The following is a 16315-nucleotide window of genomic DNA, read 5'->3' as shown; positions in this document are numbered from 1 at the left end:
AAAATTTGCCATTTAGTCTATAGGAAAGCCCCGTACATATATCTTCTTTTTTTGAAAATAATATCATAACTACTTTTGAGCCAATAAAGAAATAATGAAAATAAAACCTTTACTATCCTTACTTATTATGGCTCCTATGTTTACAATTTATGCTCAAGATGGTTTCAGCATGGATTTGAATATAAAAACTGAACCTGCAGATAAAATCACTTTAAATGAAACTAGCATCGGGATTTCAGCATATAAAAACATCAATGCAAAAAATAAGGTCACAAATACGCTACAATACAAGAACATTGAAGCAAAGTACGACATAGAGGATTATGATTATAAATACAATTACAGTTCTTATAATAGCATTAAAAACACGTTATCAATAGAACATCAATTGACACAAAAAACAACATTTAATCTAGAAATAGAACCAACATTGAACTTTCAAGAAAATATTAATTTTTCTGATTTATCAATTTTAGGTGGAGTAGAAATTAATCAGATTTTAAACAAAAATAGCGCAATAACTATTGGAGTAAAAAGAACAAATGCTTTAGGATTACCAAAAATAACACCTACATTTTCTTTTTATCATAAAATAAATAATAAGGCTGTAATGACTATTGGTTTTCCCAATACAGCAATTACATATTCTAACAACATACGAAATGCATTTAGCATTACGAATCATTTTAATGGTGATTTTTTTAATCTGGACACTACCTATCTAAACAATAATGCAGCCACAAAAGTTAGTTTATCCCAAATTACTACTGCATTTGAATACGAAAGAAATATGGATGGAAATTGGTTTGTAAATTTTAAAAGTGGTTACAATTTTAATAAAAAATACCATCTATCAAATCATAGCAATGACAATGTTTATGATTTCAATATTGGCAATAGCTACATTCTAAACATTGGCATAAAATACAAACACTAACAAATATTATACATTATGAATAGCTTAAAAAAAGGAATATTATTCGCAACATTTATTATAAGTCTCACTTTTGTGGGTTGTAGTAACGATAATTCTGATGATGAATTGATAGGAAACTGGATTAAAAAATCTGCTTTTGATGGTCCAGCAAGATCCAGTGCCACAAGTTTTGTAATTGGAGCCTATGCCTATGTAGCAACTGGATATACAGGTGATGAACGTTTAAAAGATCTTTGGGTATATAATTCAACGGGAGATTATTGGGAGCAAAAAGCAGACTTTATAGGAGTTGCAAGAAATGCAGCATCTGCATTTGAGCTAAACGGAAAAGGATATATTGGACTTGGTTATGATGGAACTAATAGATTGAAAGATTTTTACGAATACAACCCAACAACAAATATTTGGGAACAAAAAGCAGATTTTACAGGTAGTGCACGTTATTCGGCTGTAGGGTTTCAAGTTGGAGGAAAGGCCTATTTCGGGACTGGTTACGACGGAAATTATTTAAAAGACTTTTATCAATACAATCAAGACTCCAATACCTGGACTCAAGTTAATGGTTTTAGCGGGGATAAAAGAAGAAATGCAACTGTTTTTGTAATTAATAATAAAGCCTATTTAGGCACTGGTGTAAACAATGGTGTAAACCAAAATGATTTTTGGCAATTTGATCCAAGTACTGATGTTTGGACAAAAAAAAGAAACTTAGATGACAGTGAAAGCGACCATGATACCTATTATATAAAACGTTCAAATGCTTCTAGTTTCACTATGAACGGTTTAGGATATATACTTTGTGGAGAAGGTTTAAAATCAGTTTGGGAATATAATCCAATTACTGATATTTGGAAAGAAAGAACTGCATTAGAAGGGTCTTCTAGAACTGATGCTATAGGATTTGCAATTAATGATAGAGGATTTGTTTTATTAGGAAGATCTGGCTCTTCTTATTTTGATGATGCATGGGAATTTAAACCACTTGAAGAACAAAATGATGATGATAATTAATCTAAAAAAACAATTCTTCTGGGTAAAAATCCAGAAGAATTATTCTTGCTTATTCTCAAAGACTATTACAATAGCTACTGTACTGCTAATTACAGCTTGTAATAATAAAGAAAACTATCATGTAGAATCCATAAAAACGGCCAATGGTTGGGGATATACAATTGCCAATGATGAGAGAATCATAATTAAACAAACCGTAGTTCCTGTCATTAATACTAACAAGAGTTTTACAACTGAAAAGGATGCATTAAAAACAGCTCATTTAGTGGTTAAGAAGCTTGAAGCTAATTTATCTCCTACAATAACAAAAAAAGATTTAATTTTATTAGATATAAGTATCTAAATGAATATTGAAATAACCAAAAATACAAATACAAACAAGATTCTATTTCACAGTGTGATATGGACTTTCTTTATCCTTACTTCATTGATTCAATTTTACGAAAGCCCCTTTCAGATAAATTCAGATTTTTATGTCCAATGGATTACTGGAATTATATTATTTTATCTAAACTATTTCTATTTAGTGCCTGCGTTGCTTTTGCAGAAAAAATACTGGCTCTATTCGGCTTTCATAGTAGCACTTATTATCACTTTTATGATTATTCGAGCAAGCTATTTTATCCCAGAAATCCAAATGGCGAAAAGAATTCTTCCCCCAAAAATGCTAGCTATAGACGAAGATGGGCATCCAATCCCTAAAAACTTAAAATTTAGAACCACTATGGCTGTACAACCATTGTTTTTTAAAATAGCACCTTCCTTCTTTTATATCCTAATAGTAACAATAAGTGCTATCATCAAAACATTGTCAGAATTTTATAATAACCAACAGAACAAATTAATAGCTGAAACTCATCGAACAACTACCGAATTAATTTATTTACGAAAACAAACAAACCCTCATTTTTTATTCAATTCATTAAATAGTATTTATTCTTTGGCTCATAAAAAATCAGATTTAGTTCCTGATGCAATCGTCACATTATCTGAATTGATGCGCTATATGTTATATGAAACCGATAATAAAACTGTAGCTCTCGAGAAAGAGATAAACTATATTCAAAACTATATCGAACTACAAAAATTAAGATTAAACAACATCGAGAATATCACAATTAATGTTCATGGTGAACCTAAAAACAAATTCATTGAACCACTATTATTAATATCATTTGTAGAGAATGCATTTAAGTATGGAACAGACTATAAAGGTGCTGCTTTTGTAAAAATAAGAATCGTTATCGAAGAAAACAGCCTAGATTTTTGGGTCGAAAATAAGGTTGAAAACTATAAAAAGGACCCTGAAAATTCTGGAATTGGATTAACGAATATTAAGAGTCGTTTGGATCTTCTATATCCAGAAGCACATGAACTAAAAATAACTGAAACTAAAAAGTTTTATAATGTACATCTCAACTTAAAACTTGACCAGATACAAACGCCATTACCAAAAGCCTAATTAACAATGTTATAGTTGAAAAAAATTATAACAGCAAATTAACTATTGAGAATCTAATTTTAACTTGTCTTTAGATGTCAAGTTATATTTTCGCATCATAAATTTTATCTAAAAAAGACAACCAATGAAATGTGTAATTATAGATGATGAACCGTTGGCGGTAGAATTACTTAAAGATTTTGTTAGTAAAATTGATTCTTTAGAATTAGTAAGCACTTTTAACAATGCAATTGATGCTATTTCTATTATAAATCAAACAAACATCGATTTGATCTTTTTGGATATTGAAATGCCTCATTTTTCAGGAATAGATTTTCTAAATGCTATCGAGAAAAAACCTTTAGTTATTTTCACGACAGCCTATTCTGATTATGCCGTTGAAGGATTTAATCTAGGAGCTGTAGATTATTTAGTTAAGCCAATTCCGTTTCATCGTTTCTTAAAATCGGTTGTACGTGCACAACAATTATTCAATCCGTTACATATTCCTGCAAGTGTAAACCCTATTTCTGCTCCTGAGATTAATCAGGATTTCATTTTTGTTAGAGCTGAATATGAGAATATAAAACTAAACTTTTCGGATATTTTATTTATTGAGGGATTAAAAGATTATGTGAAAATTTATACTACAGACAACAAGTATACTTTAACTCTAATAAGCCTTATGAAGCTTGAAAACCTACTTTCTAGTAAAGGTTTCTCCAGAATTCATCGATCGTATATTATTAATATTAAGCATGTAAAATCAATCCAAAAAAACAAAGCTTTGATTGGAGATAAAAGAATTCCTATTAGTGAAAGCTATAAAAATGCTTTCTTCGAAAAAATAAATTTATAACTATTTCTCCTCTTCCTTAAACCAGCTCGAATACATTACATAATTATTAGAAATACGCTCGATTTCGCCAGCAAAATCTGATTGGTCAATGTCTTTGACTTTCTTAGCTGGTACTCCAGCATAAATACTGCCTGAAGTAACGATGGTATTTTGAGTTACTACTGCTCCAGCAGCGATAATAGCATTGCTTTCGACTACACAATTATCCATTACAATTGCTCCCATTCCTATTAATACATTATCTTGAATTGTACAACCATGTACAATTGCATTATGTCCAATAGAAACATTATTTCCTATAATTGTTGGATGTTTTTGATAAGTACAATGAATAATAGCCCCGTCTTGTATATTAACTTTATTTCCTATTTTAATAAAATTAACATCTCCCCTAATTACAGCATTGAACCAAACACTACATGAATCTCCAAAAGAAACATCTCCTACAATTGTTGCATTTTCGGCTACATAACAATCATTTGGAATATTTGGTGTTTTTCCGTTTACAGTTTTTATCAGCATGAGTTTATTATTTTTTAAAATTGAATTATAAATTAGTTTATCGCAGGGCAATCGCAATCATATTTTTCACGCTTACAGAATAAGTTAAGCCCCAATGTAATTTGATGATATGCTCCATTATCAAATTTTACATTACCTGTAACTTGTGAGTATGTGTAGGCAAACATAAAATTTTTATAATTAACTCCTAAAATAGGTGTTATGTATTGTAATTTTTGAGTAGACATACTTGAACCATTATAATACTGAGCTCCATCAAAACTTCTTCTATATGATAATCCAGCCCAAACACTACCAAAATCCATGTTTTTGTAAGCTTTTAGATTAAAATCGATTAACTTCTCTTTCGTTTTATCAAACAATTGAAAAAGCACCGAAGGTTCCCATAATAGTTTTCTTTTATTTCCAAAAACATACCCTGCACTCAAAAGATATTTTCTGAGATTATCGCTTTCAAAGTCTGTATATATCTGTCGTCTTGTTTCTACCGCACCTTGGACTGTAGCATGTGCATAGAAATTAAGAAAATTATAGGATGCTCCAAAATCTACATTAAAATAAGAATCCTTTTGGATGTTTCCAAAAACAATTGGATCAAATTCTCCAAATGAAGTTTCGTCTAACTGATTCTGAATTACTCCTGCATTAATACCGAATGATAGCTGATTTAAATCTATTTCATCTCTCGAAAAAAGAATATGATAAGCATAAGTAAGTTTGATTCCTTTTTGAGAATGATATCCATTTTTATCATTAAAAAGTATAACTCCTGCCCCTGATCTATCACCAATACGACCATTAAAACTTAAAGTCTGAAGTGCTGGTGCATCATCTTGGCCGAACCATTGCTTGCGTGCTGTTAATCTAAGTTTTGCACAATTTGCTGCTCCTGCCATCGAAGGATGTATCAAATAATAGTTATCTGATAAATAATCTGAATAAACGGGAATACCTTCTTGTGAGTAAGCATATGAAAATATAAATAAAATAAAAATTGAATATTTAATTTTAGAATACATTAAAGGTAGCTTTATTTAAAATAGATGTTAAAAACTTATTTCCATATCATACTAAAGTAAATATTGCTGAGATACAGGAAATAATACGTTATTTTTATATTAAAAATCAAATATAACTATTAGTAGAAAATAACTTTAGTAAATTTGTAAAAAATTACTAAATCATGACAAAACTCACTATAAAAGAAACACAAAATCCTAGTATATTAAAATTTGAATTTCCAGACTTTATAACTAAAAATGAGAGCTTTGAATTTAAAAACATTGATGAAGCTAAAAGTTCTCCACTAGCACAAAAACTATTCTATTTACCGTTCGTAAAAACAGTATACATCTCAGGTAATTTTATTGCCATTGAGAAATACAGTATTGTTGAATGGGATGATGTAAAAGATGCTGTAGTTGACCAAATCGAAACATTTGTAAACGATGGTGGAGTAATTATTGCTATTGACGAAAATAAACCAAAGAAACAACCTATAACTGTTTACGGTGAATCAACTCCTAATCCTGCTGCTTTAAAATTTGTAGTAAGCAGAATGTTGACAAAAAATGCAATTGAATACAAGAATATTGATCAAACTGCCTCTTCGCCTCTAGCTAAAGAATTATTTAAATTCCCTTACGTAAAAGAAATTTTTATCGATGAGAATTACATCTCGGTAACTAAATATGAAATTAACGACTGGCAGGAAATCACTCTTGAACTAAGAACTTTCATCAAACAATATATTGAAAATGGAGGAACCGTTTTAGACGAAAGTTTAATTGAAGTAGCAACCAAAAATGATGTTACTAAAGATGAAGCTTTTGACAAACTGGATACTACATCACAACAGATTATTAATATATTAGAAGAATACGTAAAACCTGCTGTAGCAGCTGATGGTGGAAATATTGCTTTTGATTCGTATAATGAAACTGATAAAACTGTAAAAGTAATTTTGCAAGGGGCTTGTAGTGGTTGTCCTTCTTCGACTTTTACTCTTAAAAGTGGTATAGAAAACATGCTAAAAAGCATGTTAAATGATGACAATATTAAAGTAGAAGCTGTAAACGCATAAACATCTTTTATAAAAATTTAAAAAGCGCTTCATATGAAGCGCTTTTTTTATTACCTAAAACGAAACACAAATTATTCACTATCAATAAATTATAACTCAACAGTCACTATAATTCTTTAAAAAAAGATTAATATTGTATTCTATATTAACTAATAACAACTATTATGGGATTATCATCGTTTTTTAAGAATTTATTCGGCACTGCTAAGGAATCTGCTACAGAGTTTGCAAGCCAAGCCGAAAACACATTTGAAGAAGCCAAAGAAGCTGCAGCACCCTATATCGAAAAAGCTGAAACACTAGCTGGAGAAACAATAGATAAAATAAAAGAAGTGTCTACTCCATATCTTGAAAAAGCGGAAACATTTGCTGGAGAAACAATAGAAAAAGTTAAAGAAGTATCTGCTCCATATCTTGAAAAAGCGGAGACATTAGCCGAAGAAACAATAGAAAAAGTTAAGGAAGTAGCAGCTCCTGTATTAAATAATACTGAGAAAGCTTCAGATAATTTAGATAAAGTAGTTGACTCAGTTAAAGAAAATACCACTTCTAGTACAATTGTCGAAGAAGCTAAATCTCTTACAACTGATGCTGCCGATGAAGCTTCAGATGAAGTATTAAATAAATAGTTAAAGATAACAGCAATATTTATTAATAAAATAATTAATTTTTATCTTTGCCTAACTAATTCAGACCTTCTCATTGAGAAGGTTTTTTTATACTAAAAAAATGAACTTAAATCCTGATCAAATCAGTAATTACGCTAATCAATTAATTCAAGTACTAGTTGATTATTCACCTAAACTAATATCTGCCTTTCTTATCCTATTTGTAGGGCTTTACATTATTCGTGTAATCAATAGATTAATACGTCGAATAATGGTAAAACGAAATCTGGACCCTACCTTAACGAAATTCCTAGCTGATATTTTATTATGGGCTTTACGAATATTACTATTTGTTTCATTCATTTCTAAACTGGGTATAGAAACATCATCATTTGTTGCCATTCTAGGAGCTATGGGTCTTGCTGTAGGTTTATCTCTTCAAGGGTCTCTTTCTAATTTTGCAGGTGGTATGCTTATTATTCTTTTCAAACCTTTTAAAGTTGGTGATACTATTGAAGCACAAGGCATGGTTGGAACTGTATCTGAAATACAAATATTTGTAACTAAATTGTTAGCTGGAAACAACCAAACGGTATTTATACCAAATGGAGCTTTATCTAATGGTACAATTATTAACTATTCTATGCAAGGACAACGTAGAGCAGACTTAACATTTGCTGTTGCCTATGATGCTGATATTAAAAAAACTAAAGACATTCTTGAGAGAATTTTAAACGACAATCCGAATGTGCTTAAGAATCCTGCTCCGGAAGTTTTCGTAAAAAACTTAACAACTAGTTCCATAGAATTTGCTGTACGTCCTTGGGCAAAAAATGAAAATTATGGAATAGTTTTTTCTCAGACTTTAGAGAATTGTAAAATTGCTTTAGATGAAGCGGGAATTTCAATTCAGCCTTATACTCTACAAAAATAAAATACTTTTTATTGTTTTTTAGGAGTTGTAACCATAAAGTCTTTCAAATAATAAGGTTCAAAATAAGCGACATCTACAGTGTCGCTTTTTTTGTATTTATCAAAACTTATAGCACTCATTTCTTTTGCCGAAGGGTATTTAATATCTTCTAGAAAAATAAAATTTTCTTTTGTCAAGACTGTTTTACATTTTTCTGCACAGTCTCCAACAAAATAAAGTTTTTCGTTATACTCTTCAAAAGAATTTTCAGTGATTATTTCAGCCAAAATCTCTCTTTGTTTTTCCAATTTTGAGTTAAACACTGCGCTATATACTTCCATTCTTCTTGCATCTAACATCGGAACAATTAAGCCATCTGTATTATTTACTTGAGAAGCCAATGTTTGCAAGGTATCAATAGCAATTAATGGAATCTCTAATGCAAAACATAAGCCTTTTGCTGCCGAAACTCCTATACGTAATCCTGTATATGAACCCGGGCCTTGGCTAACCGCAATTGCAGATAAATCCTGAAAAGAAATTCCAGCTTCCTGAATACATTCTTCGATAAAAACATGTAATCTTTCGGCATGAGAATAGCCTTCTTCTGAGATTTCTTTGCACAAAATTATTTTTCCTTCTTTTGCTAAAGCAACAGAACAGTTCTTTGTAGCGGTTTCAATATTAAGAATGTAAGCCAAACTAATTTTATATTTTATGGTAACAAGAAACAATGTAGTTCTATTATAGAACTACATTGTTTTGTCATTATTATTTTTCTACTTTATCGGATTTAAGACTAACCTTATCTCCTGAATTCAGATCTTTTGAAACGGTTGTATATGGCCCTGTTATAACCACATCTCCTGCTTTAAGTCCTGAAGTTACTTCGATATTTGTATCGTCTTGTATTCCTGTTTTTATGATCCTAATTTTAGCCTTATCTCCTTCTTTTACAAAAACACATTCGAACTTTTTGTCATTTTTAGGAAGTATTTTTTTATCATTTGGATCTTCAATTTTAATTTCTTTTACTGCTGCCGTATCCGATTTTACAACTACTGAGCTTATTGGCACTGCCAACACATTCTTTTTTGTATTTGTTATAATATCAACTGTAGCTGTCATTCCTGGTCTAAAAGGAGAATATGCTTGTGGTTTCCCTTCTATTAAATCTTTATAAGACTCTTTTAGAATTCTTACTTTAACTTTAAAATTAGTTACCTGATCTGATGTTAAAGTAGTACTAGCTGAATTAGAAATACTAGTTACTATACCTTTAAATTGTTTTTTCAAGTAAGCATCTACTTCTACATTTGCCTGATCTCCAACTTTAATTTTTACGATATCATTTTCGTTTACATCTACTTCAACTTCCATGTTATTTAAGTTCGCAACTCTTAAAATTTCAGTTCCAGCCATTTGCTGCGTTCCTAAAACACGCTCACCTAACTCTACATTAAGTACCGAAATTGTTCCATCTGCAGGAGCATAAATAGTAGTACGTCTTAAATTATCCTTAGCTTCATTTACAGATGCTGAAGCACTTTGTACTGCAAAATAAGAATTCTGCTTAGCAGCTTTTGCTACTTCAAAAGAAGCTATAGCTTTATCCCAATCTGACTTAGAAATTATTCCTTTCTCAAATAACTTTTTGTTTCTCTCATAACTAGACTTTGCTTCTTTAAATGATGCATCTGATTGACTTAGACTAGCTTTAGTTCCTGACAAATTAGAAACTGTACGGTTATAACTTGATGTATATAAATCAGGATTTATTTTTACCAATAAGTCCCCTTTCTTAACGATTTGTCCTTCTTTTACATTTAGTGCTATGATCTCTCCCGAAACTTCTGATGAAATTTTCACTTCAATTTCTGGCTGGATTTTCCCTGTTGCCGATACTGTTTCTACAATTGTCGACGCTACAACTTTTGCAACTTCTACTTCTGTACCTGTATCTTTATTTCCTATCACACCTGCTTTCGAAAATCCAATTAAGGCAGCAATAACTATAATTGAGCCTCCTAATAAGAAATAAATTGTTTTTTTTGACATAATAAACTAGTTTTTAACTATCGGAACAATAGGAATTCCAAAATAGAATTCTAATATTTTTGTTTTAAAGATATAATCGTATTTAGTTCTAATTACTTCTGATTGTGCATTGGTAAGTAATGTTTGCGATTGATTAAAATCAAAAGCGTTCATTAAACCCACTGCAAATTTTTCTTTTGCATAATCATAAGCTCCTTGTCTTGCTTCTAAAGCTACAACTGCTGCTTCATGTGCATTTAAAGCACCTTTAGTATCAGTAAAAGCTGTATAAACATTACGTTGCAAATCTAAGTTTTTTTGTTCTAATTCAATTTTAGATTTCTCTAAACTTACCTTATTGCGTTCTACATTATTTCTTACTGAGAATCCATTAAAAATTGGAATAGATAATTCTGCTCCAAATGACTGTCCTTTGTTATCACTAAACTGATTCCAAAAAGGAGCAGGGCCTGTTACTACAGCTGTTCCTCCAACTAGTGTGGTTCTATCTGAATTTGATACTCTGGAATTAAAGTTATAAAAACCTTTTAATGAAGGCTGATAAGCTCCTCTTGCAATAGCTACATTTTTCTCTGCAATTTCAAGATTGGCCTTAGCAATTTTTAATTCTGTTCTGGTCTCTTTAGCTTTTTCGTAAATTGCTACTGGTGACTGAGCTAAAATAGTTTCTCCTGCACTAATATTTGTATTATCTACTACATCAAAATCATCGAACTCTTTTAATTGTAATAACTGCGCTAAACTTAACTTAGAGATTAACAATGTATTCTCTGCAATAACAACATTTTGCTTATTTGTTGCTACTGTGGCTTTAATATCTAGCAAATCTCCTCTAGGGATTGTTCCTGCTTTTACTAATTCATCAGAACGTGTGTATTGCTTTTCACTAATTGCAAGTTGTTCCTGTTGTACTTTTAAATTTTCTTTATTAAAAAGAACTTGCAAAAAAGCATTAGCCACATTAAGCGAAATATCTTCTTGCATTTTCAACAATTGATATTTAGAAGCCATTATAGATAAATTTGCTTTTCTTAACGCATTCTGGTTTTGCAATCCTCTATAGATATCAATTCCTACACTTGCCCCAGCAGAGGTAAACTGTGTAGTTTGATTACGTAAAATCCCTGTTGTGATATCCTGATTTAAACCAATATTCCATGAATGTGACAGTTGTGCATTGGCTGTAGGAAGAAATTTTCCAAATGCATCTTTTTTATCGATAGCAATAGTTTGAGTATCCAATTCCGATTGTTTAATCGAGATATTGTTTTCCAACGCATACCTTACACATTCTTCTAAAGTCCATTTTTTTGATTGCGCCTGTATTGACGCTCCTAGTAGTAAGACAAAAACAAGATAAATATATTTATTATTTTTCATAAACTTTGAATCAAAGCATAGCAAAGATACTATACAAATTTAACATTCTTTAAAAACCAAAAATTCTTTTTTTTTAACTGCTACTTATTTTTTTTCTTCTTCTTTTACTAAGCCCTGATTCCAGATTTTTATTTTGTCTGTAGCTGTAATTCCACTTTTTACCTGAACGTAAATTCCATCACTAACTCCTAAAACAAGATCTTTTCTTTGGAATTTTTGCGGTGCAGTTTCTACTTCAACATATGGTTTTTGAGTTTTTTTATCAAATTGAACTAATGATTCTTTTATCGCCAAAACTTTTTCCGCTTTCTCTAATATAATAGATGCATTAGCACTTAACCCCGCTCTAATAAATGTATCATCTCTATTTTCTAATGATGCTTTTATTTGAAATTGGATAGCTCCATTTTCTACTACTCCTTTTGGTGCAATATAACGTAAAATTGCATCAAATTTCTTGTTTTCAATAGCTCCAACTGTAATTTCGATTGGCATTTTTTCTTTGATTTTTCCAACTTCTGATTCATCAATTTTTCCAACAAAAATCATCCTTCCAACATCTGCAACACTAGCAATTGTAGTTCCTTCATTAAAGTTATTACTCTCAATAACTTGATTTCCTACTTTTACTGGTACATCTAACACCATTCCTGTTACTGTAGAGCGAATTAAGGTATTTGCATAATTTCCAAGTCCTGATGTAGTTCCTGTTTTTACGATATCAAAACTTTGCTTTGATGACAAATAAGTCTGTTTCGCTTGTTTGTAAGCTAATTGTGCTGCATCAAAATCATTTGCAGAGATTACCCCTTTATCAAACAATGTTTTTTGTCTTTGGTATAACTTTTCTTGATTATCCAATGCAATTTTAGCAGTTTGAACCTGATTTTGAGTACTACTTACATTCGAAACATTTGCAACAACTTTTATCTTTGCAATCATATCTCCCGCTTTGATACTTTCTCCTGCTTTGATATAAACAGCCTCAATAATTCCTGAAATATTTGGTTTAATAAGTACCTCTTCATCTGGCTGAATATTACCTGTTGCGATTGTGTTTTTAACTATCGTTTTTATTTCAGCTTTCTCTGTTTGATAAACAATAGGTGACTCTTGATTTTTTGCATACAAATAATACAAAGCACCAAAGAAAACTATTGCAATAAAAATTAAAATGGTTATCGTTACTCCTTTTTTCATTTTGTTTTTTAGTTTAATCGATTATTTTATTGATTGATAATTTATTCTGATCGTAAAGCGTCTACTGGCTTTACGTTTATTGCAGTTTGAGCTGGAATAAATCCTGCTAACAAACCTGATCCTATTAAAATTAATAATGCTACAAAAACAACTCTTAAATCTACCGTTGGATTAGCAAACATCGTTTCTCCCTCTTGGGGCATCGAAGCCAGCACCATATTAAGAACTGCAATAACTCCTGTAGCAACTGCAATACCTAACATTCCTGAAATAATAGTTAAAAATATAGATTCTGAAAGTATTTGTCTTCGAATTGCTCCTGGGGTTGCTCCCAAGGCTCGTCGTATTCCTATTTCTTTAGTTCTCTCTTTTACTACAATAAGCATAATATTAGAAATACCAATAACTCCTGAAATTAAAACCAACGTACCCACGAAATAAGCAATAAATGTCAAGATTGTAAACAATCCTTGCACTTGATTGAATCGCTCAAACAAATCAAAATTCCCAACTGCTCTATCATCAATAGGATTAACAGAGTGCCTTTCTTTTATTAGATCTATAATTTTAGGTTTTAGATCTGTAATCGAAACTTTATCATTGGCTGTTAATGCCATCCAGCCTACTTTATCTCCATAATTAAAGGCTTGCTGAAAACTAGTAAAAGGAACAAATATATTTTTCTGCTCTGCCTCTGCACCTCCATTATTCTGATTCTTAGAATGATATACTCCAACAACCATAAAACTTATTCCATTTACCTTAACATAAGTCCCTATAACTTCTTCTGCTTTTCCGTAAAGTTCGCTTATAACTCCTTTTCCAATAACTGCTACTTTTCTGTTGTGCTTGATATCTTGTTGGTTTATAAAACGTCCTTTTATTATTGTCATCGGCTGTTGCTTAATAAGCTCTGGGTAATCGCCATAAATAGTAAAAGCGGAAGTTTTTGTACCTCGAACTACATTATTCGCTCCATTAAAATCTCCTAACTGATTTCGAGGAGAAACATATAATAAGTCTGGAAAAGCTTCTTTTAGGGCCATCACATCGCTATTCCTAAAATCATAACGACGCGTTTTAGGCAACCCTTTATATGCTTTTGATGTGGTTTGACTCCACATAAACATAGTATTTGTCGCAATCCCGTCAAATCCTTTTTTAACTCCATTCTCCAAACCATTTCCGGCAGCGAGTAATATTACTAAAATGAATATTCCCCAAAATACACCAAAGGCGGTAAGTACCGTTCTAAATACATTAGCCGTTAAAGCTTCTAAAATCTCTTCCCAATTATCTCTATCAAACATAATTATTCGTCTCTAAGTGCTACAATAGGTTTTATTTTTGCTGCTCTATATGCTGGAAAAAAACCAGCAACTGCTCCTGCAAATACAAGTAAAACTAGAGTGGTTAATGCCACACTAAAATCAACTTGAGGATTTAAAAAGAATTCACTTTTTATCATTGGGCCTACCACTTCTAGCAATAATAAACTAGCCAATAAACCTATAAAACCTGCGATTGTAGTAATAAAAATAGATTCATGTAATATCATCCCCACAATCGATATTGGAGAAGCACCAAGTGCTTTTCTTATACCAATTTCTTTGGTTCTTTCTTTTACAATAATTAGCATAATATTACTAACTCCAACAACACCAGCTATGATTGTACAAATTCCTACCCACCAAAAAAACAGCCTGATGTAAAGATTTAAATCATATACCTGTTTTGCATCCTCAACTGAATTGTATAAACCAATACCACTATCATCGTCTGGAGCAACAACATTTTTGTTCTTTAAAAGAGCTTTTAATTCTGCTGTGAATTTTTTAGACTCTGCTAACGCTTCTTCATAAGTAGCTTTCTTATTTAATGTAAAGAACAAATTACTTACTTTGTCACCAATTCCATAGGCTCTTTGTGTTGTTGACATTGGCAAGTAAACTCTTGTTTCTTCTCTTTCACCTGCTGGATCAGTAAAAACACCGACTACTTTAAAATTAATATTATTAATCGCTATCTGTTCTCCAAGTGGATTTTTATCTTTAAACAAATCCGTTTTTACTTTCATCCCAATAACAGCAACTTTTTCATAATTAGCCAAATCTTTGCTATTTATAAATCTTCCCATCACAACTGTACCATTTTCAATACCCAAATAATCAGGATCAACACCTCTAAATTGATACGTTGAAGATTCTTTTCCATAACTAACTGAAGCTCCCCAAAAGTTATAAGTTGACGCTCTTTTATCTAATTTATCTTCAAATTTTTGAACTGATTGTGTGTAATCACTATTTCTAAACTGAATTTGTCTTCCTGGATTTAGTCCTTTATATTGTTTTGCAGTAGTACCTGTCCAAACTTCTATAATACCAGCAGCATCACGTTCAAATTGTTTTTCAATTCCGTTTTGAAGCCCTTTACCTGCTCCAAGAAGGATAACCAATATAAAAATCCCCGAAGCTACAGAAACTCCTGTAAGAAACGTTCTTAATTTATTTTTAGCAATTGCCTCAAATATTTCCTGCCAACGCTCAATATTAAACATAAGCTGATGCTCTTACTTGTTCTACGTATTTATCATCTATAATTAGTCCGTCTTTTAAGACTACATTTCTCTTACACATTGCTGCAATATCTGGCTCGTGTGTTACAATCAAGATTGTTTTTCCTTCATCATTGATTCCTTGAATCAATTCCATTACTTCATACGACGTTTTTGTATCTAAGGCTCCTGTTGGCTCATCTGCTAATAAAACTTTTGGATTAGACGCCAATGCTCTAGCAATTGCTACACGTTGTTTCTGTCCTCCCGAAAGTTCGTTTGGCAAGTGATGCGAATGTGAATCCAGACCTACTTTTTTTAAGTAGTTAAGCGCTATTTCATATCTCTCTTTTCTTTTTATACCTTGATAATATAAAGGCATAGCTACATTATCTAAGGCTGTTTTATAATTAATTAAATTAAATGACTGAAAAACAAAACCTAAAAATTTATTTCTATATCTAGAAGCAATAGTTTCATTCAGGTTTTTGATTGGTACATTATCCAGAATATACTCTCCAGAATCTGCTTCGTCTAATATTCCTAAAATATTAAGCAACGTTGATTTCCCAGAACCTGATGACCCCATAATTGCAACCAACTCTCCTTCTTTTATATTGAAATTAATACCTTTCAGTACATGCAATTCTGATTTTCCCATTTTGTAGGATTTATGTAAGTCTTTAATCTCAATCATGGTTTGTTAATTTTAAAACAATAATACCTATTTTGGCTAGCAATTTACTACA

17 protein-coding genes are annotated in these 16315 nt (G+C 31.2%); 8 read left to right on the top strand and 9 right to left on the bottom strand.

What is annotated here, in order from left to right; translation table 11 throughout:
• Positions 1-94: 94 nt before the first annotated feature.
• The 5 genes from LNQ49_RS15620 (at position 95) to LNQ49_RS15600 (ending at position 4248) form a co-directional block, all read left to right on the top strand.
• Entirely contained in the window at positions 95-937 is an 843-nt protein-coding gene (locus tag LNQ49_RS15620; RefSeq protein ID WP_229989960.1) for a DUF6268 family outer membrane beta-barrel protein, read from the top strand.
• Positions 938-952: 15 nt separating this feature from the next.
• On the top strand, positions 953-1948 hold the full coding sequence (locus tag LNQ49_RS15615) for a Kelch repeat-containing protein (protein ID WP_229989959.1): 996 nt from the start codon (positions 953-955) through the stop codon (positions 1946-1948).
• Complete coding sequence (locus tag LNQ49_RS15610; RefSeq protein WP_229989958.1) at positions 1932-2291, top strand: DUF4907 domain-containing protein; 360 nt, start codon at positions 1932-1934, stop codon at positions 2289-2291. The genes LNQ49_RS15615 and LNQ49_RS15610 overlap by 17 nt, the downstream gene beginning before the upstream one ends.
• Positions 2292-3410 carry a sensor histidine kinase gene (locus LNQ49_RS15605; protein ID WP_229989957.1) on the top strand — a complete coding sequence of 373 codons (1119 nt, stop codon included), beginning with the start codon at positions 2292-2294 and terminating at the stop codon, positions 3408-3410.
• Positions 3411-3534: 124 nt separating this feature from the next.
• Positions 3535-4248, top strand: coding sequence for a LytR/AlgR family response regulator transcription factor (locus LNQ49_RS15600; RefSeq protein WP_229989956.1), 714 nt, complete (start codon positions 3535-3537; stop codon positions 4246-4248).
• On the opposite strand, the gene LNQ49_RS15595 is transcribed toward LNQ49_RS15600, so the two are convergent.
• Together LNQ49_RS15595 and LNQ49_RS15590 are read right to left on the bottom strand one after the other, a co-directional pair.
• Positions 4249-4770 (bottom strand): gamma carbonic anhydrase family protein, encoded by a 522-nt coding sequence (locus LNQ49_RS15595; RefSeq protein WP_229989955.1) that lies wholly within the window; start codon positions 4768-4770, stop codon positions 4249-4251. It lies immediately after the preceding gene.
• Between the two features lie 32 nt (positions 4771-4802).
• Positions 4803-5789, bottom strand: coding sequence for a PorP/SprF family type IX secretion system membrane protein (locus LNQ49_RS15590; protein ID WP_229989954.1), 987 nt, complete (start codon positions 5787-5789; stop codon positions 4803-4805).
• Positions 5790-5953: 164 nt separating this feature from the next.
• Between LNQ49_RS15590 and LNQ49_RS15585 the strand changes: the two genes are divergently transcribed.
• The 3 genes from LNQ49_RS15585 (at position 5954) to LNQ49_RS15575 (ending at position 8395) form a co-directional block, all read left to right on the top strand.
• Entirely contained in the window at positions 5954-6853 is a 900-nt protein-coding gene (locus tag LNQ49_RS15585) for a NifU family protein (protein WP_229989953.1), read from the top strand.
• A 164-nt stretch (positions 6854-7017) separates the two neighbouring features.
• Positions 7018-7482, top strand: a complete 465-nt coding sequence (locus tag LNQ49_RS15580) for an apolipoprotein A1/A4/E family protein (protein ID WP_229989952.1) — start codon at positions 7018-7020, stop codon at positions 7480-7482.
• A 100-nt stretch (positions 7483-7582) separates the two neighbouring features.
• A complete protein-coding gene (locus LNQ49_RS15575) occupies positions 7583-8395 on the top strand; it encodes a mechanosensitive ion channel family protein (RefSeq protein ID WP_229989951.1) in 813 nt (270 codons plus the stop codon).
• Between the two features lie 8 nt (positions 8396-8403).
• Here the strand turns inward: LNQ49_RS15575 and tsaB are convergent, their stop codons facing one another.
• From tsaB to LNQ49_RS15540, 7 genes are all read right to left on the bottom strand, one after another.
• Entirely contained in the window at positions 8404-9075 is a 672-nt protein-coding gene (tsaB, locus tag LNQ49_RS15570; protein ID WP_229989950.1) for a tRNA (adenosine(37)-N6)-threonylcarbamoyltransferase complex dimerization subunit type 1 TsaB, read from the bottom strand.
• A 70-nt stretch (positions 9076-9145) separates the two neighbouring features.
• Entirely contained in the window at positions 9146-10432 is a 1287-nt protein-coding gene (locus LNQ49_RS15565; protein WP_229989949.1) for an efflux RND transporter periplasmic adaptor subunit, read from the bottom strand.
• Between the two features lie 6 nt (positions 10433-10438).
• Positions 10439-11812, bottom strand: a complete 1374-nt coding sequence (locus tag LNQ49_RS15560) for a TolC family protein (RefSeq protein WP_229989948.1) — start codon at positions 11810-11812, stop codon at positions 10439-10441.
• A gap of 84 nt (positions 11813-11896) precedes the next feature.
• On the bottom strand, positions 11897-13012 hold the full coding sequence (locus LNQ49_RS15555) for an efflux RND transporter periplasmic adaptor subunit (RefSeq protein WP_229989947.1): 1116 nt from the start codon (positions 13010-13012) through the stop codon (positions 11897-11899).
• A gap of 41 nt (positions 13013-13053) precedes the next feature.
• Positions 13054-14322 (bottom strand): ABC transporter permease, encoded by a 1269-nt coding sequence (locus LNQ49_RS15550; protein WP_229989946.1) that lies wholly within the window; start codon positions 14320-14322, stop codon positions 13054-13056.
• 2 nt (positions 14323-14324) lie between these two features.
• Entirely contained in the window at positions 14325-15569 is a 1245-nt protein-coding gene (locus LNQ49_RS15545; protein ID WP_229989945.1) for an ABC transporter permease, read from the bottom strand.
• Positions 15562-16263 (bottom strand): ABC transporter ATP-binding protein, encoded by a 702-nt coding sequence (locus LNQ49_RS15540; RefSeq protein WP_229989944.1) that lies wholly within the window; start codon positions 16261-16263, stop codon positions 15562-15564. The genes LNQ49_RS15545 and LNQ49_RS15540 overlap by 8 nt, the downstream gene beginning before the upstream one ends.
• Positions 16264-16315: the final 52 nt, after the last annotated feature.

The organism is Flavobacterium pisciphilum (assembly GCF_020905345.1).
GTDB classification, from domain to species: Bacteria; Bacteroidota; Bacteroidia; order Flavobacteriales; family Flavobacteriaceae; genus Flavobacterium; species Flavobacterium pisciphilum.
Note: the sequence above shows the minus strand (reverse complement) of the source record. Positions and strands in the feature narration are given on the sequence as shown.

Bases quoted from the DNA above. Each gene is read 5' to 3' on its own strand.
- LNQ49_RS15550 (WP_229989946.1), bottom strand. From the start codon at position 14,322: ATGTTTGATAGAGATAATTGGGAAGAGATTTTAGAAGCTTTAACGGCT.
- LNQ49_RS15540 (WP_229989944.1), bottom strand. From the start codon at position 16,263: ATGATTGAGATTAAAGACTTACATAAATCCTACAAAATGGGAAAATCA.
- LNQ49_RS15575 (WP_229989951.1), top strand. From the start codon at position 7,583: ATGAACTTAAATCCTGATCAAATCAGTAATTACGCTAATCAATTAATT.
- LNQ49_RS15620 (WP_229989960.1), top strand. From the start codon at position 95: ATGAAAATAAAACCTTTACTATCCTTACTTATTATGGCTCCTATGTTT.
- LNQ49_RS15560 (WP_229989948.1), bottom strand. From the start codon at position 11,812: ATGAAAAATAATAAATATATTTATCTTGTTTTTGTCTTACTACTAGGA.
- LNQ49_RS15590 (WP_229989954.1), bottom strand. From the start codon at position 5,789: ATGTATTCTAAAATTAAATATTCAATTTTTATTTTATTTATATTTTCA.
- LNQ49_RS15595 (WP_229989955.1), bottom strand. From the start codon at position 4,770: ATGCTGATAAAAACTGTAAACGGAAAAACACCAAATATTCCAAATGAT.
- LNQ49_RS15585 (WP_229989953.1), top strand. From the start codon at position 5,954: ATGACAAAACTCACTATAAAAGAAACACAAAATCCTAGTATATTAAAA.
- LNQ49_RS15545 (WP_229989945.1), bottom strand. From the start codon at position 15,569: ATGTTTAATATTGAGCGTTGGCAGGAAATATTTGAGGCAATTGCTAAA.
- LNQ49_RS15605 (WP_229989957.1), top strand. From the start codon at position 2,292: ATGAATATTGAAATAACCAAAAATACAAATACAAACAAGATTCTATTT.
- LNQ49_RS15615 (WP_229989959.1), top strand. From the start codon at position 953: ATGAATAGCTTAAAAAAAGGAATATTATTCGCAACATTTATTATAAGT.
- LNQ49_RS15610 (WP_229989958.1), top strand. From the start codon at position 1,932: ATGATGATGATAATTAATCTAAAAAAACAATTCTTCTGGGTAAAAATC.
- LNQ49_RS15565 (WP_229989949.1), bottom strand. From the start codon at position 10,432: ATGTCAAAAAAAACAATTTATTTCTTATTAGGAGGCTCAATTATAGTT.
- LNQ49_RS15580 (WP_229989952.1), top strand. From the start codon at position 7,018: ATGGGATTATCATCGTTTTTTAAGAATTTATTCGGCACTGCTAAGGAA.
- LNQ49_RS15600 (WP_229989956.1), top strand. From the start codon at position 3,535: ATGAAATGTGTAATTATAGATGATGAACCGTTGGCGGTAGAATTACTT.
- LNQ49_RS15555 (WP_229989947.1), bottom strand. From the start codon at position 13,012: ATGAAAAAAGGAGTAACGATAACCATTTTAATTTTTATTGCAATAGTT.